General features: G+C 72.3%; 21 protein-coding genes. 15 read left to right on the forward strand and 6 right to left on the reverse strand.

From position 1 onward, the window contains the following. Window positions 1–47: 47 nt before the first annotated feature. Together A6R01_RS00280 and A6R01_RS00285 are read right to left on the reverse strand one after the other, a co-directional pair. Window positions 48–950 carry a dihydropteroate synthase gene (locus A6R01_RS00280; RefSeq protein WP_292602142.1) on the reverse strand — a complete coding sequence of 301 codons (903 nt, stop codon included), beginning with the start codon at window positions 948–950 and terminating at the stop codon, window positions 48–50. After that, window positions 947–1,708 (reverse strand): pyrimidine reductase family protein, encoded by a 762-nt coding sequence (locus A6R01_RS00285; RefSeq protein ID WP_292602293.1) that lies wholly within the window; start codon window positions 1,706–1,708, stop codon window positions 947–949. Before A6R01_RS00285 ends, A6R01_RS00280 begins: the two co-directional genes overlap by 4 nt. A gap of 118 nt (window positions 1,709–1,826) precedes the next feature. On the opposite strand from A6R01_RS00285, the gene A6R01_RS00290 reads away from it, so the two are divergent. From A6R01_RS00290 to A6R01_RS00330, 9 genes are all read left to right on the forward strand, one after another. Next, window positions 1,827–3,803 (forward strand): M12 family metallo-peptidase, encoded by a 1,977-nt coding sequence (locus A6R01_RS00290; protein WP_292602144.1) that lies wholly within the window; start codon window positions 1,827–1,829, stop codon window positions 3,801–3,803. A 249-nt stretch (window positions 3,804–4,052) separates the two neighbouring features. Next, the gene (locus A6R01_RS00295) at window positions 4,053–4,772 is read left to right on the forward strand and encodes an SDR family NAD(P)-dependent oxidoreductase (protein WP_292602147.1); all 720 of its coding nucleotides are present in this window, start codon (window positions 4,053–4,055) and stop codon (window positions 4,770–4,772) included. A 58-nt stretch (window positions 4,773–4,830) separates the two neighbouring features. Further along, entirely contained in the window at window positions 4,831–5,580 is a 750-nt protein-coding gene (locus A6R01_RS00300; RefSeq protein ID WP_292602151.1) for an SDR family oxidoreductase, read from the forward strand. A gap of 60 nt (window positions 5,581–5,640) precedes the next feature. Beyond that, entirely contained in the window at window positions 5,641–6,513 is an 873-nt protein-coding gene (locus tag A6R01_RS00305; protein WP_292602154.1) for a carbon-nitrogen hydrolase family protein, read from the forward strand. A 62-nt stretch (window positions 6,514–6,575) separates the two neighbouring features. After that, complete coding sequence (locus tag A6R01_RS00310; protein ID WP_292602157.1) at window positions 6,576–7,415, forward strand: polysaccharide deacetylase; 840 nt, start codon at window positions 6,576–6,578, stop codon at window positions 7,413–7,415. Between the two features lie 142 nt (window positions 7,416–7,557). Then, the gene (locus tag A6R01_RS00315; protein ID WP_292602160.1) at window positions 7,558–8,598 is read left to right on the forward strand and encodes a sugar ABC transporter substrate-binding protein; all 1,041 of its coding nucleotides are present in this window, start codon (window positions 7,558–7,560) and stop codon (window positions 8,596–8,598) included. Between the two features lie 130 nt (window positions 8,599–8,728). Then, window positions 8,729–10,276 carry a sugar ABC transporter ATP-binding protein gene (locus tag A6R01_RS00320; protein WP_292602163.1) on the forward strand — a complete coding sequence of 516 codons (1,548 nt, stop codon included), beginning with the start codon at window positions 8,729–8,731 and terminating at the stop codon, window positions 10,274–10,276. Next, window positions 10,260–11,267 (forward strand): ABC transporter permease, encoded by a 1,008-nt coding sequence (locus tag A6R01_RS00325; RefSeq protein WP_292602166.1) that lies wholly within the window; start codon window positions 10,260–10,262, stop codon window positions 11,265–11,267. Before A6R01_RS00320 ends, A6R01_RS00325 begins: the two co-directional genes overlap by 17 nt. A gap of 113 nt (window positions 11,268–11,380) precedes the next feature. Then, window positions 11,381–13,189 (forward strand): ABC transporter substrate-binding protein, encoded by a 1,809-nt coding sequence (locus A6R01_RS00330; RefSeq protein WP_292602169.1) that lies wholly within the window; start codon window positions 11,381–11,383, stop codon window positions 13,187–13,189. 87 nt (window positions 13,190–13,276) lie between these two features. Here the strand turns inward: A6R01_RS00330 and eutC are convergent, their stop codons facing one another. Together eutC and A6R01_RS00340 are read right to left on the reverse strand one after the other, a co-directional pair. Next, entirely contained in the window at window positions 13,277–14,080 is an 804-nt protein-coding gene (eutC, locus tag A6R01_RS00335; RefSeq protein WP_292602172.1) for an ethanolamine ammonia-lyase subunit EutC, read from the reverse strand. Continuing rightward, on the reverse strand, window positions 14,077–15,480 hold the full coding sequence (locus tag A6R01_RS00340; RefSeq protein ID WP_292602175.1) for an ethanolamine ammonia-lyase subunit EutB: 1,404 nt from the start codon (window positions 15,478–15,480) through the stop codon (window positions 14,077–14,079). The genes eutC and A6R01_RS00340 overlap by 4 nt, the downstream gene beginning before the upstream one ends. A gap of 158 nt (window positions 15,481–15,638) precedes the next feature. Between A6R01_RS00340 and A6R01_RS00345 the strand changes: the two genes are divergently transcribed. From A6R01_RS00345 to A6R01_RS00370, 6 genes are all read left to right on the forward strand, one after another. Then, window positions 15,639–15,788 carry a hypothetical protein gene (locus tag A6R01_RS00345; protein WP_292602178.1) on the forward strand — a complete coding sequence of 50 codons (150 nt, stop codon included), beginning with the start codon at window positions 15,639–15,641 and terminating at the stop codon, window positions 15,786–15,788. Then, the gene (locus tag A6R01_RS00350; RefSeq protein WP_292602181.1) at window positions 15,785–16,192 is read left to right on the forward strand and encodes a Fic family protein; all 408 of its coding nucleotides are present in this window, start codon (window positions 15,785–15,787) and stop codon (window positions 16,190–16,192) included. Before A6R01_RS00345 ends, A6R01_RS00350 begins: the two co-directional genes overlap by 4 nt. A gap of 93 nt (window positions 16,193–16,285) precedes the next feature. Next, the gene (locus tag A6R01_RS00355; protein ID WP_292602184.1) at window positions 16,286–17,716 is read left to right on the forward strand and encodes a DUF3375 domain-containing protein; all 1,431 of its coding nucleotides are present in this window, start codon (window positions 16,286–16,288) and stop codon (window positions 17,714–17,716) included. A 7-nt stretch (window positions 17,717–17,723) separates the two neighbouring features. Next, window positions 17,724–18,305, forward strand: a complete 582-nt coding sequence (locus tag A6R01_RS00360; protein ID WP_292602187.1) for a DUF4194 domain-containing protein — start codon at window positions 17,724–17,726, stop codon at window positions 18,303–18,305. Next, window positions 18,298–21,663 (forward strand): ATP-binding protein, encoded by a 3,366-nt coding sequence (locus A6R01_RS00365; RefSeq protein WP_292602190.1) that lies wholly within the window; start codon window positions 18,298–18,300, stop codon window positions 21,661–21,663. Before A6R01_RS00360 ends, A6R01_RS00365 begins: the two co-directional genes overlap by 8 nt. Further along, window positions 21,656–22,807, forward strand: a complete 1,152-nt coding sequence (locus tag A6R01_RS00370; RefSeq protein WP_292602193.1) for a DUF3322 and DUF2220 domain-containing protein — start codon at window positions 21,656–21,658, stop codon at window positions 22,805–22,807. The genes A6R01_RS00365 and A6R01_RS00370 overlap by 8 nt, the downstream gene beginning before the upstream one ends. Before the next feature lie 58 nt (window positions 22,808–22,865). Here A6R01_RS00370 and A6R01_RS00375 read toward each other — a convergent pair whose 3' ends face one another. Together A6R01_RS00375 and A6R01_RS00380 are read right to left on the reverse strand one after the other, a co-directional pair. Next, complete coding sequence (locus A6R01_RS00375) at window positions 22,866–24,005, reverse strand: hypothetical protein (RefSeq protein ID WP_292602196.1); 1,140 nt, start codon at window positions 24,003–24,005, stop codon at window positions 22,866–22,868. A gap of 141 nt (window positions 24,006–24,146) precedes the next feature. Next, on the reverse strand, window positions 24,147–25,628 hold the full coding sequence (locus A6R01_RS00380) for an MFS transporter (protein WP_292602199.1): 1,482 nt from the start codon (window positions 25,626–25,628) through the stop codon (window positions 24,147–24,149). Between the last annotated feature and the right edge of the window lie 34 nt (window positions 25,629–25,662).

A 25,662-nucleotide genomic window follows, 5' to 3' on the forward strand; every position in this document is an offset into this window, starting at 1 on the left:
AGCCGATTGCCCAACGGACTCCTTGATCTCCGACCGTTAGAAGGTCTCTAGAGGGTGTGGAGGGTCCTGAGGGCGGCGGCGACGCGGGGGACCTCGTGGACGCGGTAGATGCCGGTGCGGCCGAGGTGGGCGAGGACGGCAAAGAAGTGCTCGGCCGAGCGGACCTCCTCGCCCCACAGGTGGCGGGCGGCGGGAAGGGCGTGGCACAGCGGGAGGCCGAGGGCGCGCAGGCGGAAGGTCTCCAGCAGGACGTGGGACTGGTAGGCCACCCGGGCGTCCATGGTCGGGGCCCAGCGGAAGCCGAAGCCGATGCCCGGGTCGAGGGAGAGGCTGGTGACGCCGGCGGCGCGGGCGGCCGCAATGCGGGCCTCGAACTGCGGGGTCATGTGGGCGATCGGGTCGGCGCCCGGGTCGGCGTCGGGGTCGAGGTCGCGGGGGTGGGTGCCGCCGACGTGGCAGAGGATCACGCTGGCGTCGTACTGCGCTGCCAGGGCGAACATCTCCTCGTCGTGCCCGGACCCGGTGAGGTTGAGGACGCGGGCCCCGGCCTCGAAGGAGGCCTTCACGACGCTCGGGTGGTAGGCCTCGACCGAGACGACGATGCCGTCGCCGGTAAGCCCCTCGATGACGGGGACGAGCTGCTCGACCTGCTGCTCGGCGGCGACGTCCTCGGCGTAGTCCTGGATCGACTCCGCGCCCACGTCGATGAAGTGCGCGCCCTGCGCGACCTGCAGGCGGCCGAGGCGCAGGGCGGCGTCGGTGCCGATGGCGACGGACTCGCGGTACCAGCTGTCCTTGGACAGGTTGACCACGCCCATGATCGCCGGCTCGACGTCGGTGTCGACCTCGCGGCTGCTCGAAGGCGTGGACAGCCGGAACGGCGCGACCGGTGCGTCGAGCAGGTCGCCGTGTTCCTCGACCAGCCTGGCCAGGCGGCGCAGGTCGATCACTGGTCGTCTCCCTGCTGCTTGCTCTGGTCGGCCTTCGTGTAGCGCAGCATCAGGAACTCCTCCGCCGTCAGGACGTGCTGCAACTCGAACTTCGCCGGGTTGTGGAGCATCGTGGTGTCGGGGGTCTTCTCGGTGCCCACCAGCATCGGGGAGATGGTGATGTCGGCTTCGTCGAGCAGGCCCGCGTCCGTCACCTGGTTGAGCAGGCCCGGCCCGCCCTCGCACACGATCCGGCCCAGCCCCTTCTTGTGGAGCTGGTCGATCACGGTCGCGGCGTCCACGTGCTCGCCCGGCAGCTGCACGACCTCCACCCGCTGGCGGGCGTCGTCGACCTTCGTCGGGTCGGCCTTCTCGGTCGTGAACACGATCGGCGTGACGTCGGAGTCCGCGAACGACCCCTCGCCCAGCGGCAGGTCGAGGCTGCCCGAGACGACCGCGAGCACCGGCGCCTTCGCCTGGCCCTGCTGCTCGCGCCGCGCGGCGTCCTCGTCGCGTGCCTTGAGGGGGCCGTACCCCTCGGCCTTCATGGTGCCGCCGCCGACCAGGACGACATCTGCGAAGCGGCGTACGGCGCGCAGGACCGCGCGGTCCGCCCCACCCGACACCGAGCCGCTGAGCCCGTCGTCACCCGCCGCCGCGCCGTCGAGGGTGCTGACCATCATCGCGCGGATGTAGGGGCGCTCGGTCGTGTCGGGCCAGGGGTAGGCATCGGCGAGGTCGTCGTCATCGACCGGTCCGGGCGTGGGGCCGTGGAGCATGCGCACGCTGGTGAACCTACTGGGGTTCACCCAGGTCCTCGGGGGTGGTCGGGGGCGGTGGTCGGGTCGCGGGGTCTCGACGACGGCTCGCTGGCGCTCGCCTGCTCGACCAGCGTCGGTGGTCTCGACGCTCGCTCGTCGCTGGCGCTCCTCGCTGCTCGACCACCTGGGGTTGCGGTGGGTGTGTCGGTTCGAGCAGCAGTGGCAGCGCACCGCCGCCGGTGCCGTGCCCAGCCGTGCCTACCTGCAGCTCGGCACGTCCGACAACGTCCGCTACACCTTCGACGCCACCCGCCCGGAGGGCGATCGGATCACGTCGCTGTGGGTCGACGGCGAGAAGGTCTCGCCGGAGAAGACCTACGACGTCGCCGTGCTCGCACTCGACACCGCCGCCGGGCCGCACGGGACCGACGAGGAGGAGTCGCGACGGATGATCGAGCGGCTCGACGAGGAGTACGACCGGGAGACGGGCGGGCGCTACCGCTTCCGGATGCACGACTACGTCGAGCTGCCGGCCGCCGACGACGAGCCCTGCGGGGTGTTCACCGTCGGCGGGCGCTACTCCGAGCAGATCCAGGCGGCTCTCGAGGGCGCGTCGGCGTACGCGACCTGGGTGGTCGTGACGACGCGCACCAAGTGCACCTACGCCGGGCAGGCCTCGCTCGGCGGCTCCGGCATCCACATGAACGGCTCCTGGTCGCCGGGCAGCGCGCCCGTCGAGCCGGAGAACGTGTCCGGCAGCAAGCACCTCGACATCGAGGTCTTCGCCCACGAGGTCGGGCACAACCTCGGGCTCGAGCACGCCGCCAACCTGCTCCCCGACCACACCGACGACCCGCTCGCCGCGTCGCGGTGGGACGTCGTGACGTACGGCGACACCTCGGCCGTCATGGGCAACAACTCCCGGACGATGCGCTTCTCGGCGTACGAGCGCGACATGCTCGGACTGCTCGGGCCCGACGACCTCGCCGTCGTCGGCGAGACCACGACGCTGACGCTGCGGCCGATCGACGTGGTCGGCGCCGGCACCCGGATGGCGGTGGTGCCGCTGAACGAGCGGCGGGCGTTCGCGCTGGAGTACCGCCCCGCGACCGGTGACGACTGGCCGCTGCGCTGGGACGAGGAGTGGGCCGTCGAGGGGAGCGGGACGCCCGGCCACCCCGAGCTCTACTTCGGCGGCGGACGCGGCGTGCAGGTGCGGGCGCTGGCGACCCCGGTCGACGCCCACGACGCCCGGCTGCCGGCGTACGACGTCGGCTCGGTGCTCGTGCCGAGCATCGGCGTCGCGCGGGAGAACGGGGACGTGGAGGGGTACCGCACCGGGCACGCCCCCGGCACCTCGGTGTGGCTGCCCGGCGGCATCACCGTCGCCTTCGGCGCGCAGGACGACGACGGCGCCGTCGTGACCATCACCCGCCCCGAGGTGGGGCCCGTGGTGGCGTTCGACCCGTGCGCGGCCGACGAGATGACCGGCTACGCGCCCACCGCGACCGGCGGGTCCTGCCGGGTCGCCGACCCCGACGGGAGCTCGCGCGTGTCGCTGCCCTTCGCGCTGCCGGCGGGGCCGCTGTGGACCTCGCGGGTCGTCGTGACCGCGGACGGCGTCGAGGTCGCGCGCGCGGAGATCGACCCGCCCGGCACCTACGGCGACGCGCTGGGCTCGCTGAGCCCGGTCGACTACGTCGGGTTCAGCGCACCGGACGGGTCGGCGGTCTTCGACCTCGAGCTGCCGTACGGCGACACGACCCTCGCCGTCACCACCACCGACCTCGCCGGCCGCTCGACCACCGGCACCTGGACCGTCGACGGCGGCACCCTGGCCAAGCCCGGCCGCCCCACCAACCCGCAGCTGTGGCAGCACTCGAAGAAGAAGGTCGTGCTCTGGTGGGCCAGCGGCGACCCGAGCCCGCCGGGCGTTCGGTTCGAGGTGGCGGTGAAGCGGGGCAAGGGGAAGTTCAAGAAGATCGGCTTCAGGACGTCCTCGACGAAGGTGAAGGTCAAGCGCAAGGACCGGACCGTGCGGTTCAAGGTGCGGGCCGTCGGTGAGGGCGGCAGGAGCAAGTGGGCCAAGTCGGCCACGTTGCGGTTGCGGTAGGCACTTCGGTCGGGGTCTCGACGCCCGCTCGTCGCTGGCGCTCCTCGCTGCTCGACCACCTGAGGGTGCAGCGGTCGGGTCACCGGGTCTCGACCACGGCTCGCTGGCGCTCGCCTGCCCGACCGGCGGTGGGGGGCACATCACCCGGTCGGGATACGTAGATCGACGGACGCCGCGGGTGCCCGCGGATTCCTACCGTCCTCGGACACGCCGGTCACCGATCGGCCCGCGAGTCCGAAGGAGCTCCCCATGCACGACCTGACCGGGCGCGTCGCGCTGGTGACCGGTGCCGCCCAGGGCATCGGCCACGCCGTCGCCACCGCGCTCGCCGAGGCCGGCGCCACCGTGGTGGCCACGGACGTCCGTGACCAGTCCGACCTCGGCGACCACATCCGGACCCGCTCCCACGACGTCACCGACGCCGAGCGCTGGGCGGCCGTCGTCGCCGAGATCGAGGCCGACCACGGACGCCTCGACATCCTGGTCAACAACGCCGGCGTCTCCGGCTACGACCAGCTCCACGAGCTGTCGCTGGAGGAGTGGAACCGGATCATCGGGATCAACCAGACCGGCGTCCTGCTCGGCATGCAGCACGCGCTGCGGCTGATGCGACCCGCCCGCTCCGGCGCGATCGTGAACATCTCCTCCATCTGCGGCGCCACGTCCGTGCCCGGCGTCGCGGCCTACCACGCGTCGAAGCACGCGGTCCTGACGATGACCAAGAACGCCGCGGTGTCCTACGCCCGCGAGGGCATCCGCGCCAACGCGGTGCTGCCGGGGTGGATCCGCACCCCGCTCACGCTCGGCCAGACCGACGAGCTCAACGGCGCCTTCCTCGACGCGACCCCCATGGGCGTCGGCGGAGACCCCGAGGACGTCGCCGCCGCCGTGTGCTTCCTCGTCTCCGACCAGGCCCGCTTCATCACCGGCGTCGACCTCCCCGTCGACGGCGGCTACCTCGCCCGCTGATCGCCGCTGCCCCCCGATGACCCCTGCTGACCCGACCGTTCCCCTCGAGAGGATCCCCATGAACCAGCGCACCGGCCGTCTCCGCGGCAAGGTCGCCCTCGTCACGGGCGGTGCCATGGGCATCGGCCTGGCCACCGCCCGCCGCTTCGCGGCCGAGGGCGCGTTCACCTACATCGCCGACGTCGAGAAGCCCGCCCCCGGCGAGCTGTCGGTCGAGGGCGCCGAGGAGATCACCTACGTCGACCTGGACGTCACCGACGAGGTGGCGTGGGCCGAGGCCGTCGACGACATCCTCGAGCGCGACGAGCGCCTCGACATCCTGGTCAACAACGCCGGCGTCATCGACTACGCCGGGATCGCCGACGTCACCGCCGAGGCCTGGGCCCGCGTCGTGGCCGTCGACCAGACCGGCGTCTTCCTCGGCACCCGCGCAGCGCTGAAGCCGATGCTGGCCCAGCGGTCCGGGTCGATCATCAACCTCTCCTCGGCCTGGGGGGTCGTCGGCTCCGAGGGCGTGGCCGCCTACCAGGCCGCCAAGGGCGGGGTCCGTGGCCTGACCCGCAACACCGCCGTCACCTACGCCCGCGACGGCGTCCGCGCCAACACCGTCATCCCCGGCTGGATCCGCACCCCCCTCGCCGAGCGCCAGGCCGAGGAGAAGAACGCCGAGGTCATCGGCCTGACGCCCCTCGGCTTCGGCGGCGACCCCGACGACATCGCCTGGGGCTGCGTCTACCTCGCCAGCGACGAGTCCCGCTACGTGACCGGCAGCGAGCTGGTCATCGACGGCGGCCTGCTCGCCCGGTGACCGCCCACCGGTGACCGCCCACCGGTGACCGCCCACCCACCACCCCGTCAGGAGACACCCATGACCCGCACCCTCCGCGTCGCCGCGGCCCAGTTCGAGATGCGCGAGGTCTCGTCCTTCGACGCCTTCGCCGACCAGGCCCGCTCGCTCCTGGACAAGGTCGCCGACGCCCGGCTGGTCGTGTTGCCCGAGCTGTTCACCGAGGCACTGTTCACCCTCGACCCCGAGTGGCGCTCGCACGGCATCGAGCGGCTCACCCGCATCGCCGACCACACCGAGGCCTACCGGGAGCTGTTCGCCGGCGAGGCCGCACGACGCGACCAGTGGATCCTCGCCGGCAGCCACCTCGTGGCCACCGAGCGCGGCCACGAGAACGTCGCCTTCCTCTTCGGACCCGACGGCCAGGAGCACCGGCACTCCAAGACCCACATCTTCCCGGCCGAGGCCGACTGGGACACCGCCGAGGGCGACCAGCTGGCCGTCTTCGACGTCGACGGCGTCACCGTCGGCATCGCCATCTGCTACGAGGCCGAGATCCCCGAGGTCGCCACCACGCTCACCGCGATGGGCGCCGAGGTGCTCCTCGTGCCGTCCTACACCTTCACCGAGGCCGGCTTCTGGCGCGTGCGTCACTGCGCCGCGGCCCGGGCCATCGAGGACCAGGTGTACGTCGTGCACTGCCCGACCGTCTCCCACCTCGAGGCCCCGCTCTCGCCGGGCTGGGCCCGCGCGTCGGTGCTCTCGCCGTGCGACCTCGTCTTCCCCGCCGACGGCGTGCTCGCCGAGTCCGCCACCAACGTCGAGGACGTCGTGGGCTACGAGCTCGACCTCGACCTGCTCCACGAGAACCGCCGCACCGGTGCGGCCACCACCCACAAGGACCGCGGCCGGCGGCGCGAGCTCTACGCGTCGTACGCCCACGTCTCGCTCTGACCGACGCCCGCTCGCCCCACGACCCGCGCCACCACCTGCTGCGCCCTGCGAAAGGACCCGCGATGCCTCTCACCCTGCCCGCCGGCAAGAAGATCGCCGTCAACATCGGCTGCGACTTCGACGCCCACTCCGTCTGGATGGGCACCTTCGGCAAGACCAGCCCCAGCTACCTCTCCCGCGGCGAGTTCGGCGCCGAGGTCGGCGTCCCCCGGGTGCTGGACCTCTTCGACCGCTTCGACATCACCGGCACCTGGTGCACCCCGGTGCACTCCATGGAGACCTTCCCCGAGGCCTTCGCCACCATCCTCGAGGCCGACCAGGAGATCGCCGCCCACGGCTGCTTCCACGAGTCGGTGCCCTCGCTGGACGAGGAGACCGAGGTCCGGCTGATGGAACAGACCATCGAGGGCCACCTCAAGCACGTCGGCAAGCGCCCTCGGGGCTACCGCTCGCCGGCGTGGGACTTCACCGAGCACACCCTGGCCCTGCTGGAGAAGACCGGCTTCGAGTGGGACTCCTCGCTGATGGGCCGCGACTTCCAGCCCTACCACCCGCGCCCGGTCGAGGTGCGCTGGGAGGAGGGCTCGGTGCGCGGGCCGGAGAGCCCGATCCTGGAGTTCCCCGTCTCGTGGTACCTCGACGACTTCCCTGTCGGCGAGTACATCCCCGGTGTGAACCAGGGCCTCGGCTCCGCCGAGGTGATGTTCCAGCGCTTCCAGGACCACTTCGACTTCGCCTACGAGCGCGAGACCAACCCGGTCCTGGCGATCACCGTCCACCCGCAGACCATCGGCCGCGCCCACCACCTGCTCGGCATGGAGCGGCTGCTGACCCACATGGCCGGCCACGACGGCGTCTGGTTCGCCTCGCTCAGCGAGATCTACGACTGCTGGACCGACTGACGCCAGCGACCAGCGCACCCAGCCGCCCCAGAACCGCTCTGAACCCCTCAGAACCCTCAGACCCCCCGACGGCAGCGTCGCCGCCACCTTCTCGGATCCACCACCCCAGCGCCGGAGCACCCGGCAACCCAGTGAGGACACCATGAAGACCCACCGCACCCTTCGCGTCGCGGCCCTGGCCGTGACCACCTGCCTGTCGATGGCGGCCTGCTCCAGCGGCGTCACCGACACCGCGACCGGTGGGGACACCGACGCGGAGATCATCGCCGCTCCCGTCGACGACCCCGCCGACCTGAAGATCGCCTACTTCTCCGCCGGCAGCAGCAACTCCTACCTGCAGGCCGCCATCGACGAGGCCAACACCGTGGCCGACGAGCTCGGTGCCGACCTCGACGTCTTCGACGGCGAGTTCAACGCGCAGACGCAGTACGACCAGATGCAGCAGGCGCTCACCAGCGGCAAGTACAACGCCTTCGTCGTCGAGCCCAACGACGGCAACCTCGTGTGCGACATCCTCACCACCGAGGCGCCCGAGAAGGACGTGCTGGTCTCCGTCTTCAACCTGCCCATCTGCGGCCGCGCCACGAGCCTGGGCGAGGAGACCTACCAGCCCGGCACCATCACCTACGTCGGCGGACAGACCCTCGACGTCTACCAGGACTGGGTGCAGGACGTCATCGACTCCCACCCCGACGGCGCCAAGATCGGGCTGGTCTCCGGCCCGGACCTCAACGCCAACACCATCTGCTTCTTCGAGGCCGCGCAGGCCTTCGAGGACGCCGAGGGCTTCGAGGTCGTGGCGCAGCAGACCACCGACTACACCACCCCCAAGGCGTTCGACGCGGCCCAGACGATCGTCCAGGCCAACCCCGACATCGACATCATCATGTCGAACTTCTCCGGCATGACCCGCGGCGTCGTCGAGGCCGTCGGCGGCAAGGACGTCGAGATCTACGACTTCGGCGGCGACGAGTGGGCCCTGTCCCAGCTGGAGTCCGGCGGGCTGGAGAGCTCGGTGATGATGCTGCCGCGTCAGGAGACCCGCGAGGCCATCGAGGCCGTCGCCGACTACGTCTCCGGCGAGGACGTCCCGGTGTTCATCAACCTCGCCGAGTCCGACTCGCTGCCCGGTACGCCGTTCGCGACCCCGGACAACGTCGACCAGTTCTCCGCGGAGTACTGAGCCGCGCCCCACGCCGGCCGTGCCGGTCACCGGACGCCGTCCCCGGTGACCGGCACGGCCCTCCACCGGACCGAGCCCGGTCCGGCGACCCGAACCAGCGACCTGACCCAGCCCACCTCCAGGAGGTCCGATGCCCGTCGCGACCACGACCGCGCCCGACGCGGTCACCCACGCACCGGCGATCCGCTGCCGGGGCGCACGCAAGGTCTTCAGCGGAGCCGTCGCCGTGCAGGGCGCCGACGTCACGGTCCGTCCCGGCGAGGTGCACGCCCTCGTCGGGGAGAACGGAGCCGGGAAGTCCACGCTCCTCGGCATGATCAGCGGCCGGCTCGCGGCCGACGACGGCACCGTCGAGGTCTTCGGCCGCCGGCTCAGCGGCGGCGACCCGCGGGAGAGCCGTGAGCTCGGCCTGGTCACCGTCTACCAGGAGCTCACGATGATCCCCGGCCTCTCGGCCGAGGCGAACGTCTTCCTCGGGCAGACCCGCAGCCGTCGCGGCCTGCTGGACCGCCGATGGATGCGCCGGCGCTACCTCGAGCTGTGCGAGGAGCTGGACGTCCACGTGCCCCCGGGCACCGTCGTACGCGACCTGTCGGTCTCCCAGCAGCAGATGCTGGAGATCATGCGCGGCGTCCAGAGCGACGCCCGGATCGTGGTGCTCGACGAGCCGACCGCGGCCCTGGCCGAGCACGAGCGCGAGACGCTCTACCGGGTGCTGCGGACGCTGGTCGCGCGCGGCACCACCATCGTCTTCGTCAGCCACAACCTCGAGGAGGTCCTCGACCTCAGCGACACCATCACCGTGCTGCGCGACGGCGCCGTCGTGCGCAGCGCGCCGCGAGCGGAGTGGACCCGGCCCACCCTCATCGAGCACATGGTCGGCCGCAGCGTCGACAAGCTCGCCGACCGCGGCACGCACCCGATCGGCGACGAGGTGCTCCACGTCGAGGAGGTCTGCCTCCCGGGCGTCCTGGAGGACATCGCGATGACGGTGAGGGCCGGCGAGGTCGTCGGCCTGTGGGGCCTGGTCGGCTCCGGGCGGACGACGTTCCTGCGCTCGCTGGCCGGGGCCGAGCCGTCCTCCACCGGGCGGATGCGCCTGCACGGGCAGGACCGCGACTGGCCGCGCCGGGTGCGCAGCAGCGTCGACGCCGGGGTCGTCCTGGTCCCCGAGTCGCGCAAGCAGGCGCTGGTCCTCGGCATGGACGCCACCAGCAACTACTGGCTGGGCCGGTCCGCGGCCGGTCGGAAGCCGTTCCTGGACCGTGACGCGGAGGCCGCCGAGACCGGCGAGACCGGTGAGTTCTTCGCGTTCAACCGCGCGCGGGTCGGCGAGCCGGTGCGCAACCTGTCCGGTGGCAACCAGCAGAAGGTGCTGCTGGCCAAGTGGGCCGGCCACCGCCCCGACGTCTTCCTCATCGACGAGCCCACCCGCGGGATCGACATCGGCGCCAAGGCCGAGGTGCTGACCTCGCTGGTCCGGCTCGCGGAGGAGGGCGCCGCGGTCGTGGTGACGTCCTCCGAGCTCGAGGAGGTCCTGGCCATCGCCCACCGGCTGCTGGTCTTCGCCCACGGCCGCGTCGTCCGCGAGATCCCCGCCGACGACCCCGAGTTCACCGTCGACGCCGTCGTCCACCACGGCTTCAGCTCAGGAGAGAACCATGAACCAGTCCACTGACCTCGACCCCGCCCCGGCCGTGGCCGGGGGCCCGGCCCCGAGCCCGACCCAGCGGCTCTCGGCCGCGGTGCTGCTGCAGCGCTACGCCATGATCCTGGCGCTGCTCGGGCTGGTCGTCCTCGCGACCGCGCTCTACCCGGGCTTCGTCTCGCCGGAGAACCTGCGCGACCTGCTGCTGCAGAACACCGCCGTCGGCATCGTCGCCCTCGGCATGACGTTCGTGATCATCTCCGGCGGCTTCGACCTGTCGGTGGGGGCGACGTACGCCCTGGGCGCGACGGTCTCGGCCGGCGTCGCCATCTCCACGGGCTCACCCGCCCTCGGCATCCTGGCCGCCCTCGGGGCCGGCCTGGTGTGCGGCCTGGTCAACGGCCTGCTGGTGGCACGGATCGGCATCAACCCGTTCGTCGCGACGCTCGGCAGCGCCTCGGTGATCTCGGGCGTGGCCTACCTCTACTCCGGCTCGGCGCCGTTCATCGTCTCGGACCCGCAGTTCAAGGTGCTGGCACGCTCCAGCGTCGCCGGCATCCCCACCCCGATCCTGATCCTGGCGGTCACCTTCGTCATCGGCGGCGTGCTGCTCGCCTCCACCCGCTACGGCCGCAACATCTACGCGATCGGCGGCAACCACGAGGCCGGCTGGCTCTCGGGGCTCCGGGTGACCGACCTGACCGCCAGCGTCTACGTGATGACCGGGGCCCTGGCGGCCTTCGCCGGCACGATCGACGCCTCGCGCCTGGGGGTCGGGCAGGCCGACGTGGGGGCCAACATCGCCCTGGACGCGATCGCGATCGTCATCGTCGGCGGCACCTCGCTGCGCGGCGGCGAGGGGGCCGTGTGGCGCTCGGCGGTGGGCCTGCTGATCTTCGCGACGCTGACCAACCTCTTCTACAGCCTCAACCTCTCCCAGAACTGGCAGCTCATCGCCAAGGGCACCATCGTCCTGCTCGCCGTGGCGCTGGACTCCTGGTCGCGCCAGCGACGGTCCTGAGGTCACGGGCGGCTCACTTTTCGGACTCGGGAGACCACAGCGGCCCCACGCCCCGGACCGGCGGCCTAGCCTGGTCCGGGGCTCGGGCCCCGACGCCCAGGATGGGAGGACCTGTGCTCGCCGACGCCCGAACGCCCCATGACCGCGCCGCCGCCCACGAGGTGGTGCTCGACGCCCACGGGGAGCTGACCACGGTGCGGGGCCTCGACGTCGCCGGGGCGCAGACCCGGTCGTGGGAGGACCTGGTGGCCCTGGCCCGCCGGGCCGGGCGGCTCGAGGGTCACCACGAGATCTCCTTCTACTGGCGGGCGGCCGACCGGAGCCTGGCCTTCGCCACGATCCGCAGCGGCGGGGCCGGTGCGCGGACCTCGCTGACCTGGCTGGAGGACTCCACGCCGCCGTACGGCATCACCCAGCGCGAGCTGGAGGTCCTCACCCTGCTGGCGGGCGGCCTGTCGAACGCGGAGGTCGCCGAGCGGCTGTGGGCCAGCGTCCGGACGGTCACCACCCACGTCGAGCGGCTGCTGACCAAGCTCGAGGTGCGCACGCGCGCCGCCGCGGCCGCCGTGGCCGTCGAGGAGAGCCTGCTCCTGCTGCCGGTGCCGGGCGGCGCAGCCGGCTTCGAGCGGCTGCTGCTGGGGATCCTCAGCACGGAGGACGAGGAGCCCACCCCACCGCCGATCGTCGGCGGGCTGGTGCGTCCGGGGACACCCACGGCCCCGACCGTCCCGAGCCGGCGCCGCTCGGTACGCCGCCCGATCCTGCTCGGCAGCGCCTTCCCCGTCACCGGGGAGATCGCCGAGGACGGCGAGGAGATGATCCGGGCCAGCCAGCTGGCCATCAGCCAGCTCAACGCCCGCGGCGGCATCGGCGGGCGGCACGTCGAGCTGGTCAACGTCGACCTCGACATCAAGGACCCCGGCTCCATCGAGCAGGCGTTCTCCGAGCTCGCCGGGCGCGACGTCGACGCCCTCGTGTCCGGGTACCTCGGCGACCAGCAGGTCGCGCACGAGATCGCGGCCGAGCACGGTGCGCCGTACCTCCACGCAGCGACGCTGGAGTCGATGGTGCGCCTGGTCGAGGACAACCCCGGGCGCTACGGCCACATCTTCCAGATCTGTCCCAGCGACACGAACTACGGGCCGGGCTTCGTGCACGCGCTCACCGAGCTGCGCGACAGCGGCCAGCTCGAGACGACCTCGCGCTCGCTGGCGATCGTCCGGGGCCGCTGGAAGCTCGGCGACCTCGGGATCGACCGCGCCGTGCGGATGGCCGAGCGTGCCGGGTGGGAGCTCGACTACGTCGTCGACGACGTGAGCGGCGAGGAGGCGTGGGCCGAGCAGGGGCGCCGGGTCGCCGAGCTCGCGCCGGCGGCCGTCATGATCGGCAGCTACTTCACCCACGAGACCAGCACCTTCGTGCGGTCCTTCCAGGCCGACCCGTCCCCGACGCTGCTGTACGCGCTCTACGCCCCGTCCATCCCGCGGTTCCGGGTCGAGATGGGGCCGGCGGCCGAGGGGCTGCTGTGGGCCACCACCACCGGCACCTACTCCGACGGGGTCGCGCGGCGCTTCATCGACTCCTACCGCCGCGAGTGGGCCGTCCCGCCCGGCCGCTCGCACGCCGGCATCGCCTACGACCGGGTGCGCCTGCTCGCGCAGGCCTGGGCCGCCGCCGACTCGCCGCGCGACTTCGGGTCGGTCTCGGAGAGCCTGCGCCACGGGGTGCACCGCGGCGTCAACGGCGCCTACAGTTTCGCCGGGGCCGGGCAGGCCGCGCTCGCCTACCCGCTGGCGACGCCGGACCCGTCGATCTCCATGGCGCACCTGGTGTTCCAGATCCAGGACAACCGGCAGCGGATCGTGCACCCCTCGCCCTACACCGAGGCGCGGCTGCGGACCCCGGCCTGGTGGCCGGGCTGATCTCACTCGCCGCGGGTCGGGGTCGGAGCGGGGTTGTGCGGGGTTGTTCGGGGCTGGGCTGGTCGGGGCTGGTCGGGCCGGGGCCGGTCAGGTCAGGGCGTCCGGCCGGTCCTTGAGGCGTACGCCGGTGGCCCCGAGCCGCCGGGCCCCCTCCATCAGCGAGGCGAGGGTGCGGGCGGCGGTGGCGTGGTCGAGTCCGTGGGGCGGGCGGATGTTGCTGACACAGTTGCGGGCGGAGTCGGGGGTGCCGGGGCGGGCGCCCCAGGTGAGGTAGGCCCCGAGGCTGTCGCTGCTGGACAGGCCCGGCCGCTCGCCGACCAGCACCAGCGTCATCGCCGCGCCGAGATGGGCGCCCACGTGGTCGCCCATCGCCACCCGGGCCTGGACCGCCAACCACGGGGGCGCCACCTCCAGCTGCGGGACGAGGGGGAGCAGCGCCTCGAGCAGGGGCACCGCGTGCCGGTGCACGGCCAGCGCGGACAGGCCGTCGGCCACCACGACCGCGAGGTCGGGACGGCCTGGGCGGTCGGCGAGGATCGGGTCGGCGGGGATCGGGTCGGCGGGGGAGAGGGGCGCAGCCGGCGTACGTCCCAGGTCGGGGCGCGCAAGGTAGGTCGCGCGATCGGGGGCCGCACTGGTCAACGGCACCGGGTCACCGAGGCCGAGCCCGGCGAGCGCGGCGGTCATCGCCTCGACGTCGAGGGAGGCGTGGACGGCATCGCGCGCGACGGCGTGGGCGGCCTGCAGCTCGAGCAGCCGGCGGGTGGGCACGGAGTCGCCGGCGCGACCCAAGCCCACGCGGGCGGTGGTGGTGGGTCGGAGCGCCGCCCAGAAGTCGGGGCTCGGCTGTCCGCTCGGCCGGTCGGTCGGCTGGTCGGTCTGCTCGGTCACCGGACCAGCTCCTTGAGCAGGCTGCGGCTCGGGTCGACGTCGAGGATGCGTCCGTCCGGCGCCGCGAGGCCGACGCCCTGCAGCCACGCCTCGAACTCCGGCGCCGGCCGCTTGCCGAGCACCCGGCGCACGTAGAGCGCGTCGTGGAAGGAGGTCGACTGGTAGCCGAGCATCACGTCGTCGGCGCCCGGCACCGCGATCACGAAGGTGCACCCGGCGACACCCAGGAGCGTGAGCAGGGTGTCCATGTCGTCGTCGTCGGCCTCGGCGTGGTTGGTGTAGCAGACGTCGACGCCCATCGGCAGGCCGAGCAGCTTGCCGCAGAAGTGGTCCTCCAGGCCGGCGCGGACGATCTGCTTGCCGTCGTAGAGGTACTCCGGGCCGATGAACCCGACCACGGTGTTGACCAGGAACGGGTCGAAGGCGCGGGCCAGGCCGTAGGCGCGGGCCTCGAGCGTCTGCTGGTCGACGGGCCGACCGCCGGTGCCGTGGTGGGCGTCGGCGGAGAGCGCGGAGCCCTGCCCGGTCTCGAAGTACATCGCCTGCGTGCCGACCGTGCCGCGCCCCAGCTCCTGCACCGCGGCGTGCGCCTCGGCGAGCTGGGCGATCGTGACCCCGAAGCCGTTGTTGGCGCCCTGGGTGCCGGCGATCGACTGGAACACCAGGTCGACCGGCTCGCCCGCCTCCATCAGGTCGATCGTGGTCGTGACGTGAGTGAGGACGCACGACTGGGTCGGGATCTCGTAGCGCTCGCGCACCTCGTCGAGCAGCCGCAGCAGTCGGGTGACCGTCTCCGGGCTGTCGGAGGCCGGGTTGATGCCGATCACCGCGTCGCCCGAGCCCAGCAGCAGCCCGTCGAGGACCGAGGTCGCCACCCCGGCCGGGTCGTCGGTGGGGTGGTTGGGCTGGAGACGGGTCGAGAGGCGGCCCGGCAGGCCCAGCGTCGTACGGAACGCGGTGGTGACGCGGCACGCCGCCCCGACGGTCACGAGGTCCTGGTTGCGCATCAGCTTGGAGACCGCGGCGACCATCTCGGGCAGCAGCCCCGGGCCCAGCCGGGCGAGCGTGGTCGCGGCGTCGGGCGCGACGGCGACCGTGAGCAGGTGGTCGCGCAGCTCGCCGACGGTCATCGAGCGGATCGGCGCGAAGGCGTCCGTGTCGTGCCGGTCGAGGATCAGCCGCGAGACGTCGTCGGTCTCCGGCGGGACGACGTGCTCGTCGAGGAAGCGGGTGAGCGGCACGTCGGCCAGCGCGTGTCTCGCCGCTGCGCGCTCCACGTCGCTCTGGGCCCCGCACCCCGCCAGGCGGTCCCCGGACCGGGCCGGGCTCGCCCTGCCGAGCAGGTCGACCAGCCCGTCGAACTCGAACGTGCGGCCGGCGAGGGCCTGGCGGTACCGCATGCGTCCTCCTGGGCTCCTGGGGCTGGGCGACGGGTCGACCCTAGGGCCGGCGCGGCGCCCGTGGCATCCGTCGAACGACGTACGGCGGCTGGCGGTGTGGGGCCGGGGCTGTGGAAAGCCGGGTGTCGTCGTCGGACGTGCGGCGTACCGTGGAGGACATGAGCCACCGGGCCAGCGACGACGAGATCCGCGACCAGGAGCGTGAGGAGCGCGAGGAGGTCGTGGACGTCGACGACGCTACGGCGATGGCTGCCTTGGCGAAGGTGATGAAGCGTGACGCTGAGCTGCTGAAGCGTCTGGCGCGGTGACCCGCCGACTCACTGTCGCTCTTGTCTCGGCGTACAACGAGGTCCTCTGCGCCGACACCGGCGAGAACCACGCGCTCCTGGACGCTGTGGGGCTGGCTGCCGCGCTGGAACGCCCCTGGTCCGGATACGGCGACTTCGAGGCGTTCCCGTCGATGTTCGACAAGGCCGCGGCGCTGCTGCACGGAATGGCCGCTCGTCAGGTCTTCGAGAACGGCAACAAGCGCACAGCCTGGGCGGCCGCCGTGGCGTTCCTGGACTTCAACGGCATCGACCTCGGGTACGTGCCGACCGTGCACGCCAACATGTTCGTCCGGGCTGTGGGCCTCGACCACTCGCTCGAGATCGCGGACGTGGCAGAGTGGTTCGAGGTGACCTACGAGCTGGGGCGTGCGCGGCCTTCCTGACGTCGCGCAGCGGGTGGCCGGCGGACTGTCGCCGCCACGCCCTACCCTCGACCGCAGCACAGGAGCCCTGGGAATGCGGCAGCGGGAGGTGGCATGGAGCTCGACGAGATCCGGATGCTCGCCGACACCAGCCCGGCCTGGCGTCTGCTCCGTGCTCGCAACGCGCCGCTGGTGCTGGCGTTCCTCGGTCGCCTCTTCGTCGAGCAGAACGAGGGTGCTCGCCCGCAGGCTGCGTTGACCGAGGCGCTCGACGACTTCCTGTGGGCGGCCAACCAGCAGCTGGCGGAAGGCGAGAGGTACACCGGGTCGCCGGCCACCTACCTCGACGATTGGTCGGCGCCCGGTGCCGGCTGGTTGCGGCGCTTCTACCCGCCCGACGGCGACGAGGCGCACTACGACGCCACCCCCGCACTGGAGAAGGCCTACGCCTGGGTCGGGTCCCTCCGAGCGCGTCCCAGCATCGGCACCGAGTCACGGCTGCACACCCTGGTCGACCTGCTGCGCCAGATCGTCCATGGGGCGCAAGCCGACCCGGAGACCCGTCTCGAGGAGCTCCGCCGCCGTCGCGCGGAGATCGACGCCGAGATCGAGGAGGTCGAGGCCGGGCGCGTGCGGGTGATGGAGGGAGCGGCCCTGCGCGAGCGCTATCAGTTCTTCGCCAGCACGGCACGCGAGCTGTTGGCCGACTTCCGCGAGGTCGAGGAGAACTTCCGGTCGCTGGACCGGGCTGCCCGTGAACGCATCGCCACCTGGGACGGCGGCAAGGGCGACCTGCTCGCCACGCTCGTGGCCGACCGCGCCGACATCGCCAGCTCCGACCAGGGACGGAGCTTCCAGGCGTTCTACGACTTCCTGCTCAGCCAGGAGCGCCAGGACGAGCTCGCCGACCTGCTGGAGCAGGTCCAAGCCCTCGAGGAGATCGACGTCGACCCGCGGGCCCGCCGTGCGCACCACGACTGGTACGACGCGGCCGAGCGCACCCAGGCGGTCGTCCGCTCGCTCTCCGAGCAGCTGCGGCGCTTCCTCGACGACCAGGTGTGGCTGGAGAACCGACGGGTCCTCGAGCTGGTCCGGCAGATCGAGGCCTCCGCGCTGGCGCTGCGGGCGGCACCCCCGGCGGTCGGGCTCGAGGTCGACGAAACCGAGGTGAAGCTCAGCCTGCCGTTCGAGCGGCCGCTCTACGACGTCCGTCCCGCGAGCCAGGTGGACTCGAGGATCCCCACGGGGGAGGTGGAGGAGATCGACACAGCCGGGCTGTTCGACCAGACGTTCGTGGACACCGCCCGGCTCGCCGAGCAGCTGCGCGCCGTCGTACCCTCCCGCAGCTCGGCGCTGCTCCACGAGGTCATCGAGCTCTACCCCCTGCGCGACGGACTCGCGGAGCTCCTCGGCTACCTCGCCCTGACCGACGAGGACCTGCGCGTCGAGCTCGACGAGAGCCGCACGATCACCGTCTCGTGGCACGACGACCGGGTCGGCACGCGGACCGTGCGCATGCCGCAGGCCACCGTGGTGAGATCGTGAGGCCACGATGAGGACCGAGCAGGAGACCGCAGCCTCCGTCGCGGTCATCACCTTGATGCGCGGAGTCGTCTACCGCGAAGCCCAGGAGCAGGTGTGGCAGACCCTGCTGCGCCACGGGGCGCCCGTGCGCGACCACTTCGACATGATCGGAGTCGATGTCGTCGTCGACGAGACCGAGGGCTACGCCTACCTCCGTGCCCGTGACGAGGAGGACGGTCTGCCCCGCCTGGTCAAGCGTCGCAGCCTCTCCTACCCCGTCAGCCTGATGCTGGTCCTGCTGCGCAAGCGGATGGTCGAGTGGGAGTCCACGTCCCAGGAGCCACGGCTGATCCTGACCCGAGACCAGATCGCGGAGATGGTGTCGCTCTTCCTCGCCGACACCCCCAACCAGGCGCGCCAGGTCGATCAGGTGGACACCACGATCGGGAAGGTGGTCGACCTCGGCTTCCTGCGCCGGCTGCGTGGGCAGCGCGACACCTTCGAGGTCCGCCGCGTCCTCAAGGCGTACGTCGACGCGCAGACGCTCGCCGACTTCGCGGCCCGTCTCGAGGACTACCGCGGCGCCGCCGGAGGTGCGCGGGATGAGTGACGGTCTCTTTTCGGCCCTGGAGCTGGACGGGCCGTCGGCGGCGCGCGTGGGGTGGCGGCTGCACCGGATCGAGGTGCTCAACTGGGGGACCTTCGACGGACGTGTCTGGGCGTTGCACCTCGACGGTGAGAACACCCTGCTGACCGGCGACATCGGCAGCGGCAAGTCCACCCTCGTCGATGCCGTGACCACCCTGCTGCTCCCGGCGCACCGCATCTCCTACAACAAGGCCGCCGGCGCCGAGTCGCGCGAGCGCTCCTTGAGGTCCTACGTCGAGGGGCACTACAAGTCCGAGCGCATCGAGAGCACGGGCACCTCGCGACCGGTGGGGCTGCGCGACCACCGCTCCTACTCGGTCATCCTCGGTGTCTTCGCCAACGACGACGCCCCGGAGCCGGTCACCCTGGCCCAGGTCTTCACCCAGCGTGATCGGGCCGGACAACCGGACCGGTTCTTCGTCACCGCCGAGCGCGACCTGGCCGTGGAACGGGACTTCGCGGGCTTCGGCACCGACCTGAACGCGCTGCGACGGCGCCTGCGCGAGGCCGGCGCCAGCGTCGACAAGGACTTCCCGGCGTACGGCCAACGGATGAGGCGCCTCCTCGGCATCGCCTCGGAGCAGGCGCTGGAGCTCTTCCACCAGACCGTCTCGATGAAGTCGGTGGGCAACCTCAACGACTTCGTGCGCACGCACATGCTGGAGCCCTCGGACCCGACCGAGCGGATCGCCCAGGTGGTCGCCCACGTCGAGGACCTCACGCGTGCCCACGACGCGGTGCGCCGTGCCCAGGACCAGCTGGCGGCCCTGGACCCCCTGCTGATCACCTGCGACAAGCACGATGCCCTCGCCGAGGAGCGGGCTGCGACGGGTCGCCGCCGCGATGCCGTGGCGCTGTTCTTCACCGAGCACAAGATCGGCCTGCTCGAGCAGAGGCAGACCTCCCTGGGGAAGACCCTGGACGCCCTCGCGACCGAACGTGTGGGCATCACCTCACGTCTGGAGCAGGCGCGAACGCGGCAGGCCAGATTGATCGGCGAGCGTGCTGCAGCAGGCGGTGACCGGGTCGCCGACCTCGAGCAGACGGTCAAGGAGCTGCGCGAGCTGGCCGAGCAACGCAGGGCACGGTCGGAGAAGTACGCGCGGCTGCTGGAGGACGCGGGGCTGGACCAGGTCGTCGACGGCCAGTCCTTCCACGAACGGTCGGTGGAGGCGCGGGCCGCGTACGACGAGGCCGCCCCGCAGCTGCGTGCGTTGGACGCCGGACTCGCCGAGGCGATGGGTCGTCGCGCCGGAGTCCGCGAGCAGGTCGCCGACGTGCGGGCCGACCTGGACAGCCTGGCCGGACGACCGACCAACCTGCCCCGGGAGAGCCTTCGCCTGCGCGAGCGGCTGTGCGCAGAACTGGGGCTCGCCGAGGACGAGGTGCCCTTCGTCGGAGAGCTTCTCGAGGTCGCCGAGGAGCACTCCTCGTGGCGGGGTGCCGCCGAGCGCGTGCTCCGGGGGTTCGGACTGTCGCTGTTGGTGCCGCAGCGTCATTACCGGCAGGTCGCCGACTGGGTCGACAGCCACCACCTGGGTGCGCGCCTGGTCTACCACCGGGTCCCCGAGCGTCAGGTGCGCGTGCAGCCCGATGCGGACGGCATGCACCTGCGCCTCGTCGACACGTTGCTCCTGGAGCCGGGGCCGTTCGAGACCTTCCTGGCCGGAGAGCTGCGACGCCGTGCCGACCACCGGTGTGTGGACTCGGTGGCGGAGCTGGCCGAGGCCGAGCGCGCGGTCACGCGGCAGGGCCAGGTCCGTGCCGGCGCCCGCCACGAGAAGGACGACCGGCGACGGGTCGACGACCCACGCTCGTGGGTCCTCGGTCGGTCGAACGCTCGCAAGATCGAGGCCCTGACAGAGGAGCTGCACCGGTTGCAGGAGGCGCTGACGGCTGCCGAGGCCGAGGTCGAGTCCGTCGAGGCGGACAGGGACGCGGTGCGTCAGCGGGCCGAGACGTTGAGCAACGTCGCGCAGTTCGGGTCCTGGACAGAGGTCGACGTCGCCACTCCGATCGACCAGGCCGAGGCAGCCGAGGCGGAGCGCCGGCGCCTGTTGGCCGGCTCGTCGCGACTGGCCGAGGTGGACCGTGCCCTGTCGGCCGTCGAGGAGGAGATCGCGAACCTCGACGAGCGACGCACCGACGTCGACGGACGTCTTCGCGTCGCTGAGTCCGATCGCGACCGCAGCGCCCGTGACCTGGCCGTCGCCGGCGACCTCGTGGCCGCAGCGGGCGAGGAGGTCGTGGCGCTGGCTCGCGCGGAGTACCCCACCCTGGCCCCGCGCGCGGTGGACGTCACCGAGCCCGGCGAGTGCGACCGGCGGGCGGGCGACGTGGCGCGGTCGCTCACCGCCGACATGGAGCGGCTGCAGCTGCAGATGAACGGCCTCGCCACGTCGGCGCAGACGCAGATGACGGCGATCAAGGCGCAGTGGCCGGCTCTCACGACCGAGATGGACGCCTCCATCGCGGCGGCCGGGGAGTACCGAGCGTTCCGCGATCGGGTCCGCCGTGACGACCTGCCGAAGTTCGAGGCCGAGTTCAAGCGCCAGCTCAACACCAACGCCATCCGTGACCTGGCCGGGCTGGCCACCTGGTTGCGGCGCGAGGCCGACGACATCCGTGATCGCGTCGAGCTCATCAACGAGTCGCTCCACGCCATCGACTACTCCCCGGGCCGCTTCATCAAGCTCCTCGTGGAGCCGACGGTGAACACCGAGGTGCGTCAGTTCCGCGAGGACCTCCGGGCGGTGACCCGCGGTGCGCTCGACGGCGACAGCGACCAGTACTCAGAGCAGCGCTTCCTCGACGTCAAGCGCATCGTGGACCGGTTCCGCGGGCGGGACGGCCACGCCGACAGCGACAAGACATGGACCCGGCGCGTCACCGACGTTCGCACGTGGTTCACGTTCTCGGCCGCCGAGCTGGAGCGCGACACAGGGGTCGAGCACGAGCACTATCGCGACTCCGACGGCAAGTCGGGCGGACAGAAGGAGAAGCTCGCCTACACCATCCTGGCGGCGTCGCTGGCCTACCAGTTCAAGCTGCAATGGGGCACCACGGCGTCGCGCGACTTCCGGTTCGCGGTCATCGACGAGGCCTTCGGACGCGGGTCGGACCTCTCGACGCGCTACGCGCTGTCCCTCTTCGGACGGCTCGGGCTCCAGCTGCTCATCGTCACCCCGTTGCAGAAGGTCCACGTGATCGAGCCGTACGTGTCGGCCATCGGGTTCGTGGAGAATCGCGACGGTCGCGACTCGCGCGTGCAGACGCTGACCGTGGAGGACTACCGCCGGCGTCGCGACGGTCATGGCTGACCGCGCGACGTGGTCGACTCCCGACGTCGTCGCCGCTCGGCTCCGGCCACGGTGGCGGTCGGGGGCGCTGCTGGCGGCGTACGCCCGCGGGGAGGCCTTCGAGCCCGTCCGGGTGCGGTTGCGCGGTCCGTCGGCCCGTGAGCTCGGTGAGGACCTGGAGGCCGTGCGGTCCTGGAGCCGTGCGTGGGAGCGCGAGGCGCCCGGCCGGTTCGAGATCGAGCGACGCTCACTGGGAGCGCGGACGGTGGGCGCATCGGAGCTCCCCGTAGCCGTCGTGGTCACGGACTGGGAGCAGGCGTGGCGCACGCTCGCTGTCGAGGGCGACGTGCAGGCCTGGCGCTCGAGGGTGGAGCTCGTGCGAGCCGACGCCGAGGTGCTGACGTGGGTGCTGGGTCATCCGCACGCCGCGCTGGCGGTGCCCGAGGAGGAGTGGATGCTCGTGCTGTCCGCTCTGGGATGGTTGCGTGCTGAGCGGGGGAGCGGTCGCCGGTTGCGCGAGATCACCGCGCCCGGCGTCGACACCAAGTGCGTCGAACGGCATCGAGGTCTGCTGGCCGGGGTGCTCGGGGTGTCGGCGTCGACGGACGGGTTCCTGGCCGGGTTGGGGCTGGTCGGGCCGCCCGCTCGGTTGCGCCTGCGGCTCGGCGCCGAGGTGGGGGAGGGGCCGCTGCGCGACGTCACCGCCCCGGTGGAGGAGTGGGCGGCGCTCGACCTCGACGTGGCCTCGGCTGTGATCGTGGAGAACGAGACCACGTTCCTCACGGTCCCGGTCCCGCGACGAGGGGTGACGATCTTCGGGGAGGGCTTCCGGGTGTCCCGTGCCGGGCGGCTGCCCTGGCTGGCGAAGGTGCCCGTGCACTATTGGGGTGACCTCGACACCCACGGGTTCGCGATCCTCGACCAGCTGCGCGCGTGGTTGCCGCAGACGAGGTCGTTCCTGATGGACGAGCAGACACTGCTGCAGCACCGCGAGCGTTGGGTCGCGGAGCCGTCGCCGACCACGGCGGACCTGACGCGACTGACCGCGGCTGAGCGGGGGGTCTACGAGGACCTGGTGACCGACCGCTACGGCGATCGGGTGCGTCTCGAGCAGGAGCGCGTCGACTGGGCCTGGGTGAGTGATCGGTGGCCGGTCGAGGCCTGAGCCATGGTCGGTCGAGTGATCGGCTTCGTCTCGCGCCCCGGCCGTACGCAGCCGCCCTTCAGCCGGCGGACGGGACCTCGCACCACAGCAGCATCTCTGCGGCTCGGGCGGCGGCGTGCGGCGGCAGGCACTCGGCGAGCACTCGCCACCGGTCTCGCTTGGCCGGTGTGGCGTGCCGGGCCAGCCGCTCCGGCGTCAGGTGCGGGTCGAGCATCAGGTCGGCGATGGTGTGCCTGTGCGTCCGTACGTGCTCGCGTCCTCGGTCGGCGAGCCGCAGCGCCGCGTCGACGGCTTGGCCGATGACGCGGTCGGGCCCCTGACGGTCACGCCCGAGGTCGTGGTCGTGCCCGAGGCCGAGCAGGGAGGTCCAGGACTGGTGCGGCAGGTCGCTGGTGGTCGAGGACTCCGAGAGGTAGGAGAAACCCGTCGGGATGCGGCCGGCGCGGCACCGGGTCGCCAGGATCTCGATCCAGTGGTGCGGGCTCCGGGCCACGGCCCTGGCCGTGACCTCGTCGATGGGGAGCGGGCGCCAGTCGAGGGCCGTGCCCGGGCCTGCTTCGACCGGGACCAGCCGACCGAGCACGTGGCTGCCCGGCGGGACCTGCTCGGTCAGGCCGAGGTCGAGCACCTCGTGCTCCTCCCCGGACTCAGCATCGACCAGGGCCAGGGACTCGCCCCGGGTCTCCCCGACGCGGAAGCCGCCCATCGGGGCGCCGGCCCAGCGTCGTACGCCGGAGCGGTCGACGAGCTCGGGAGCGGCGGCGACCAGCAGGTCGGCGAGCGCGTCGCCCTCGTGGACGTCTGCCTGGCGTGTCACCCAGTCGCGCGCGAAGAGGTAGGCGGGGACCTGCTCCGGGTGCTCGCACCCGATCCGGGAGACGTCGACGCCACCGGGGTGACCCACGACGACGCCGAGCTCGATCGCCGTAGGGATCGCGTGGTCCTCGCGACGCGGGAGTCGACGCGCCACCTCGGTGAGGTGTCTTGCGACCATCCAGCCTGGCGCGGCGTCGCCGAGGCCGGCCAGGATCCTCAAGCGTTGGCCGTGCGTCGACCGTTGGAAGAACGGGACCGAGAGGTGCTGGCTGGCGGCGGTCTCCCAGTCGCCTCGGAGCTCCGCCTCGTGCGCGCGGGCATACGCGGCGAGATGGTCGTCGGTGAGCTGGCTGGTGATGGAACGGTACGGGCGTCGGGTCATGCTCCCGAGCGTCGGCGATCAGCGGGGCCTTCCGGGGCGAGTGGAGGGAGCCTGTGGATGCGGCCGCTGGTCGTGGGGGCTGTGGACGGCTGGCGGGTTCGGCGGCGGCAGCGTCGGGATACGACGAATTAGTTCTCACCCTTACTGCGCAGTAAGGGTGAGATCTGATTCGTCGTATCCCGCGACGGTCCGCCGATCGAGCAGGACCGCGCCGCCGATCGCGACCAGCCACACGCCCGAGAGCGTGAGCAGGGCCCGCTCGAAGCCGGTGTCGCCACCGCCGTACGCCGCCATCAGGGCGACCGAGACCGCCGAGCCGGCGGTGAAGCCGAGGTAGCGCAGGACCTGGTTGAACGCCATCGCCGAGCCGGTCTCGGCGGCGGGGACGTGGGGGACCATCAGGACCGCGAGGCTGGAGAAGGTGAAGCCGGAGCCGAGGCCGCCGAGCGCCATCACCGCGAGCGCCTGCCACAGGTGGTCGTGCCACACCGCCAGCGCCAGCGTGGCGCTCATGAACATCAGGCTCCCGGCGGGCAGCAGGACGCGATGGCCCACGCGCGCGAGCACGAGGCGGGCGAGCTGGTTGCCGAGGACCGACATGAGGGAGTACGGCACGAGCACCATGCCGGCCGCGAGCACGCTCTCCCCGAGGCCGAAGCCCGGGGAGTCGGCGCGGACCAGGACGACGACCAGGGTGAGCAGGGAGTACATCCCCAGGCCGGCGACGATCGCCACCAGGTTGGGCGCCGCGATGCCGGGGCGCACCGCCAAGCGGAGGTCGACGAGGGGGAACCTGCTGCGCAGCGTGTACGTCGTCCAGCCGGCCAGGCCGAGCACCCCGAGCGTCCCCAGGCCGATCGTCCGGGCGCTGGTCCAGCCCCACACCTCGCCCTCGGAGATCGCCAGCAGCGTCGCCAGCATCGCGACCGTCAGCCCCGCCGCCCCGACCCAGTCGACGCGGCCGCGCTCGTCGCCCGGGGCCGGTGGCACGAAGCGCCACGCCATCAGCAGGCTGATGCCGGTCAGCACCGCGCCGAGCAGGTAGGCCGCGACGAGCCCGCCGAGCTCGGCCATCAGCGCGGTGAGGGGGTACCCCAGGCCCGCGCCCGCCACCATCGTCACGCTCAGCAGCGCGATCGCGCGGGAGGTCCGCTCGCCGGTCGTCTCGTCCCTGGCCACCGCCATCGCCAGCGGCACCAGCGACATCCCGATGCCCTGCAGCGCCCGGGCCGCCACGAGGACACCGAACACGCCCAGCGGCACCGACACCGCGGCCAGGACGGTGCCGGCCAGGACCGTCGCCAGGCCCGCGAGGATGGTCGGGCGGCGTACCCTCCCCGCCGCGAAGCGGCCCACCACCGGCGTGCTCACCGCCCCCGCGAGCAGAGCGGCCGTCAGGCTCCACTGCGCGGTCGTGAGGCGGACGTCGAAGGCGTCGACCACGCTCGGCACCAGCGGCGCCCCGAGGCTGCTGGTGATCGCGGTGATCGTGGTCAGCAGGGCGAGGGTGGTGAGGAGGAGGGGGCGGGGCGCTGAGGGGTGTGGTCTCGACGCCCGCTCGTCGCTGGCGCTCCTCGCTGCTCGACCACCGGGTGCGGCCGACGCGGTCCCCCGGTTGTCCACGTCAACCACGGTAGGTGCTGAGGCGGGCTGACCC

It is taken from the genome of Nocardioides sp. REDSEA-S30_B4 (genome assembly GCF_001627265.1).
Taxonomy (GTDB): domain Bacteria; phylum Actinomycetota; class Actinomycetes; order Propionibacteriales; family Nocardioidaceae; genus Nocardioides.

Bases quoted from the DNA above. Each gene is read 5' to 3' on its own strand.
- A6R01_RS00315 (WP_292602160.1), top strand. From the start codon at position 7,558: ATGAAGACCCACCGCACCCTTCGCGTCGCGGCCCTGGCCGTGACCACC.
- A6R01_RS00295 (WP_292602147.1), top strand. From the start codon at position 4,053: ATGCACGACCTGACCGGGCGCGTCGCGCTGGTGACCGGTGCCGCCCAG.
- A6R01_RS00345 (WP_292602178.1), top strand. From the start codon at position 15,639: ATGAGCCACCGGGCCAGCGACGACGAGATCCGCGACCAGGAGCGTGAG.
- A6R01_RS00285 (WP_292602293.1), bottom strand. From the start codon at position 1,708: ATGCTCCACGGCCCCACGCCCGGACCGGTCGATGACGACGACCTCGCC.
- A6R01_RS00310 (WP_292602157.1), top strand. From the start codon at position 6,576: ATGCCTCTCACCCTGCCCGCCGGCAAGAAGATCGCCGTCAACATCGGC.
- A6R01_RS00370 (WP_292602193.1), top strand. From the start codon at position 21,656: ATGGCTGACCGCGCGACGTGGTCGACTCCCGACGTCGTCGCCGCTCGG.
- A6R01_RS00340 (WP_292602175.1), bottom strand. From the start codon at position 15,480: ATGCGGTACCGCCAGGCCCTCGCCGGCCGCACGTTCGAGTTCGACGGG.
- A6R01_RS00355 (WP_292602184.1), top strand. From the start codon at position 16,286: ATGGAGCTCGACGAGATCCGGATGCTCGCCGACACCAGCCCGGCCTGG.
- A6R01_RS00305 (WP_292602154.1), top strand. From the start codon at position 5,641: ATGACCCGCACCCTCCGCGTCGCCGCGGCCCAGTTCGAGATGCGCGAG.
- A6R01_RS00365 (WP_292602190.1), top strand. From the start codon at position 18,298: ATGAGTGACGGTCTCTTTTCGGCCCTGGAGCTGGACGGGCCGTCGGCG.
- A6R01_RS00325 (WP_292602166.1), top strand. From the start codon at position 10,260: ATGAACCAGTCCACTGACCTCGACCCCGCCCCGGCCGTGGCCGGGGGC.
- A6R01_RS00320 (WP_292602163.1), top strand. From the start codon at position 8,729: ATGCCCGTCGCGACCACGACCGCGCCCGACGCGGTCACCCACGCACCG.
- A6R01_RS00360 (WP_292602187.1), top strand. From the start codon at position 17,724: ATGAGGACCGAGCAGGAGACCGCAGCCTCCGTCGCGGTCATCACCTTG.
- A6R01_RS00300 (WP_292602151.1), top strand. From the start codon at position 4,831: ATGAACCAGCGCACCGGCCGTCTCCGCGGCAAGGTCGCCCTCGTCACG.
- A6R01_RS00375 (WP_292602196.1), bottom strand. From the start codon at position 24,005: ATGACCCGACGCCCGTACCGTTCCATCACCAGCCAGCTCACCGACGAC.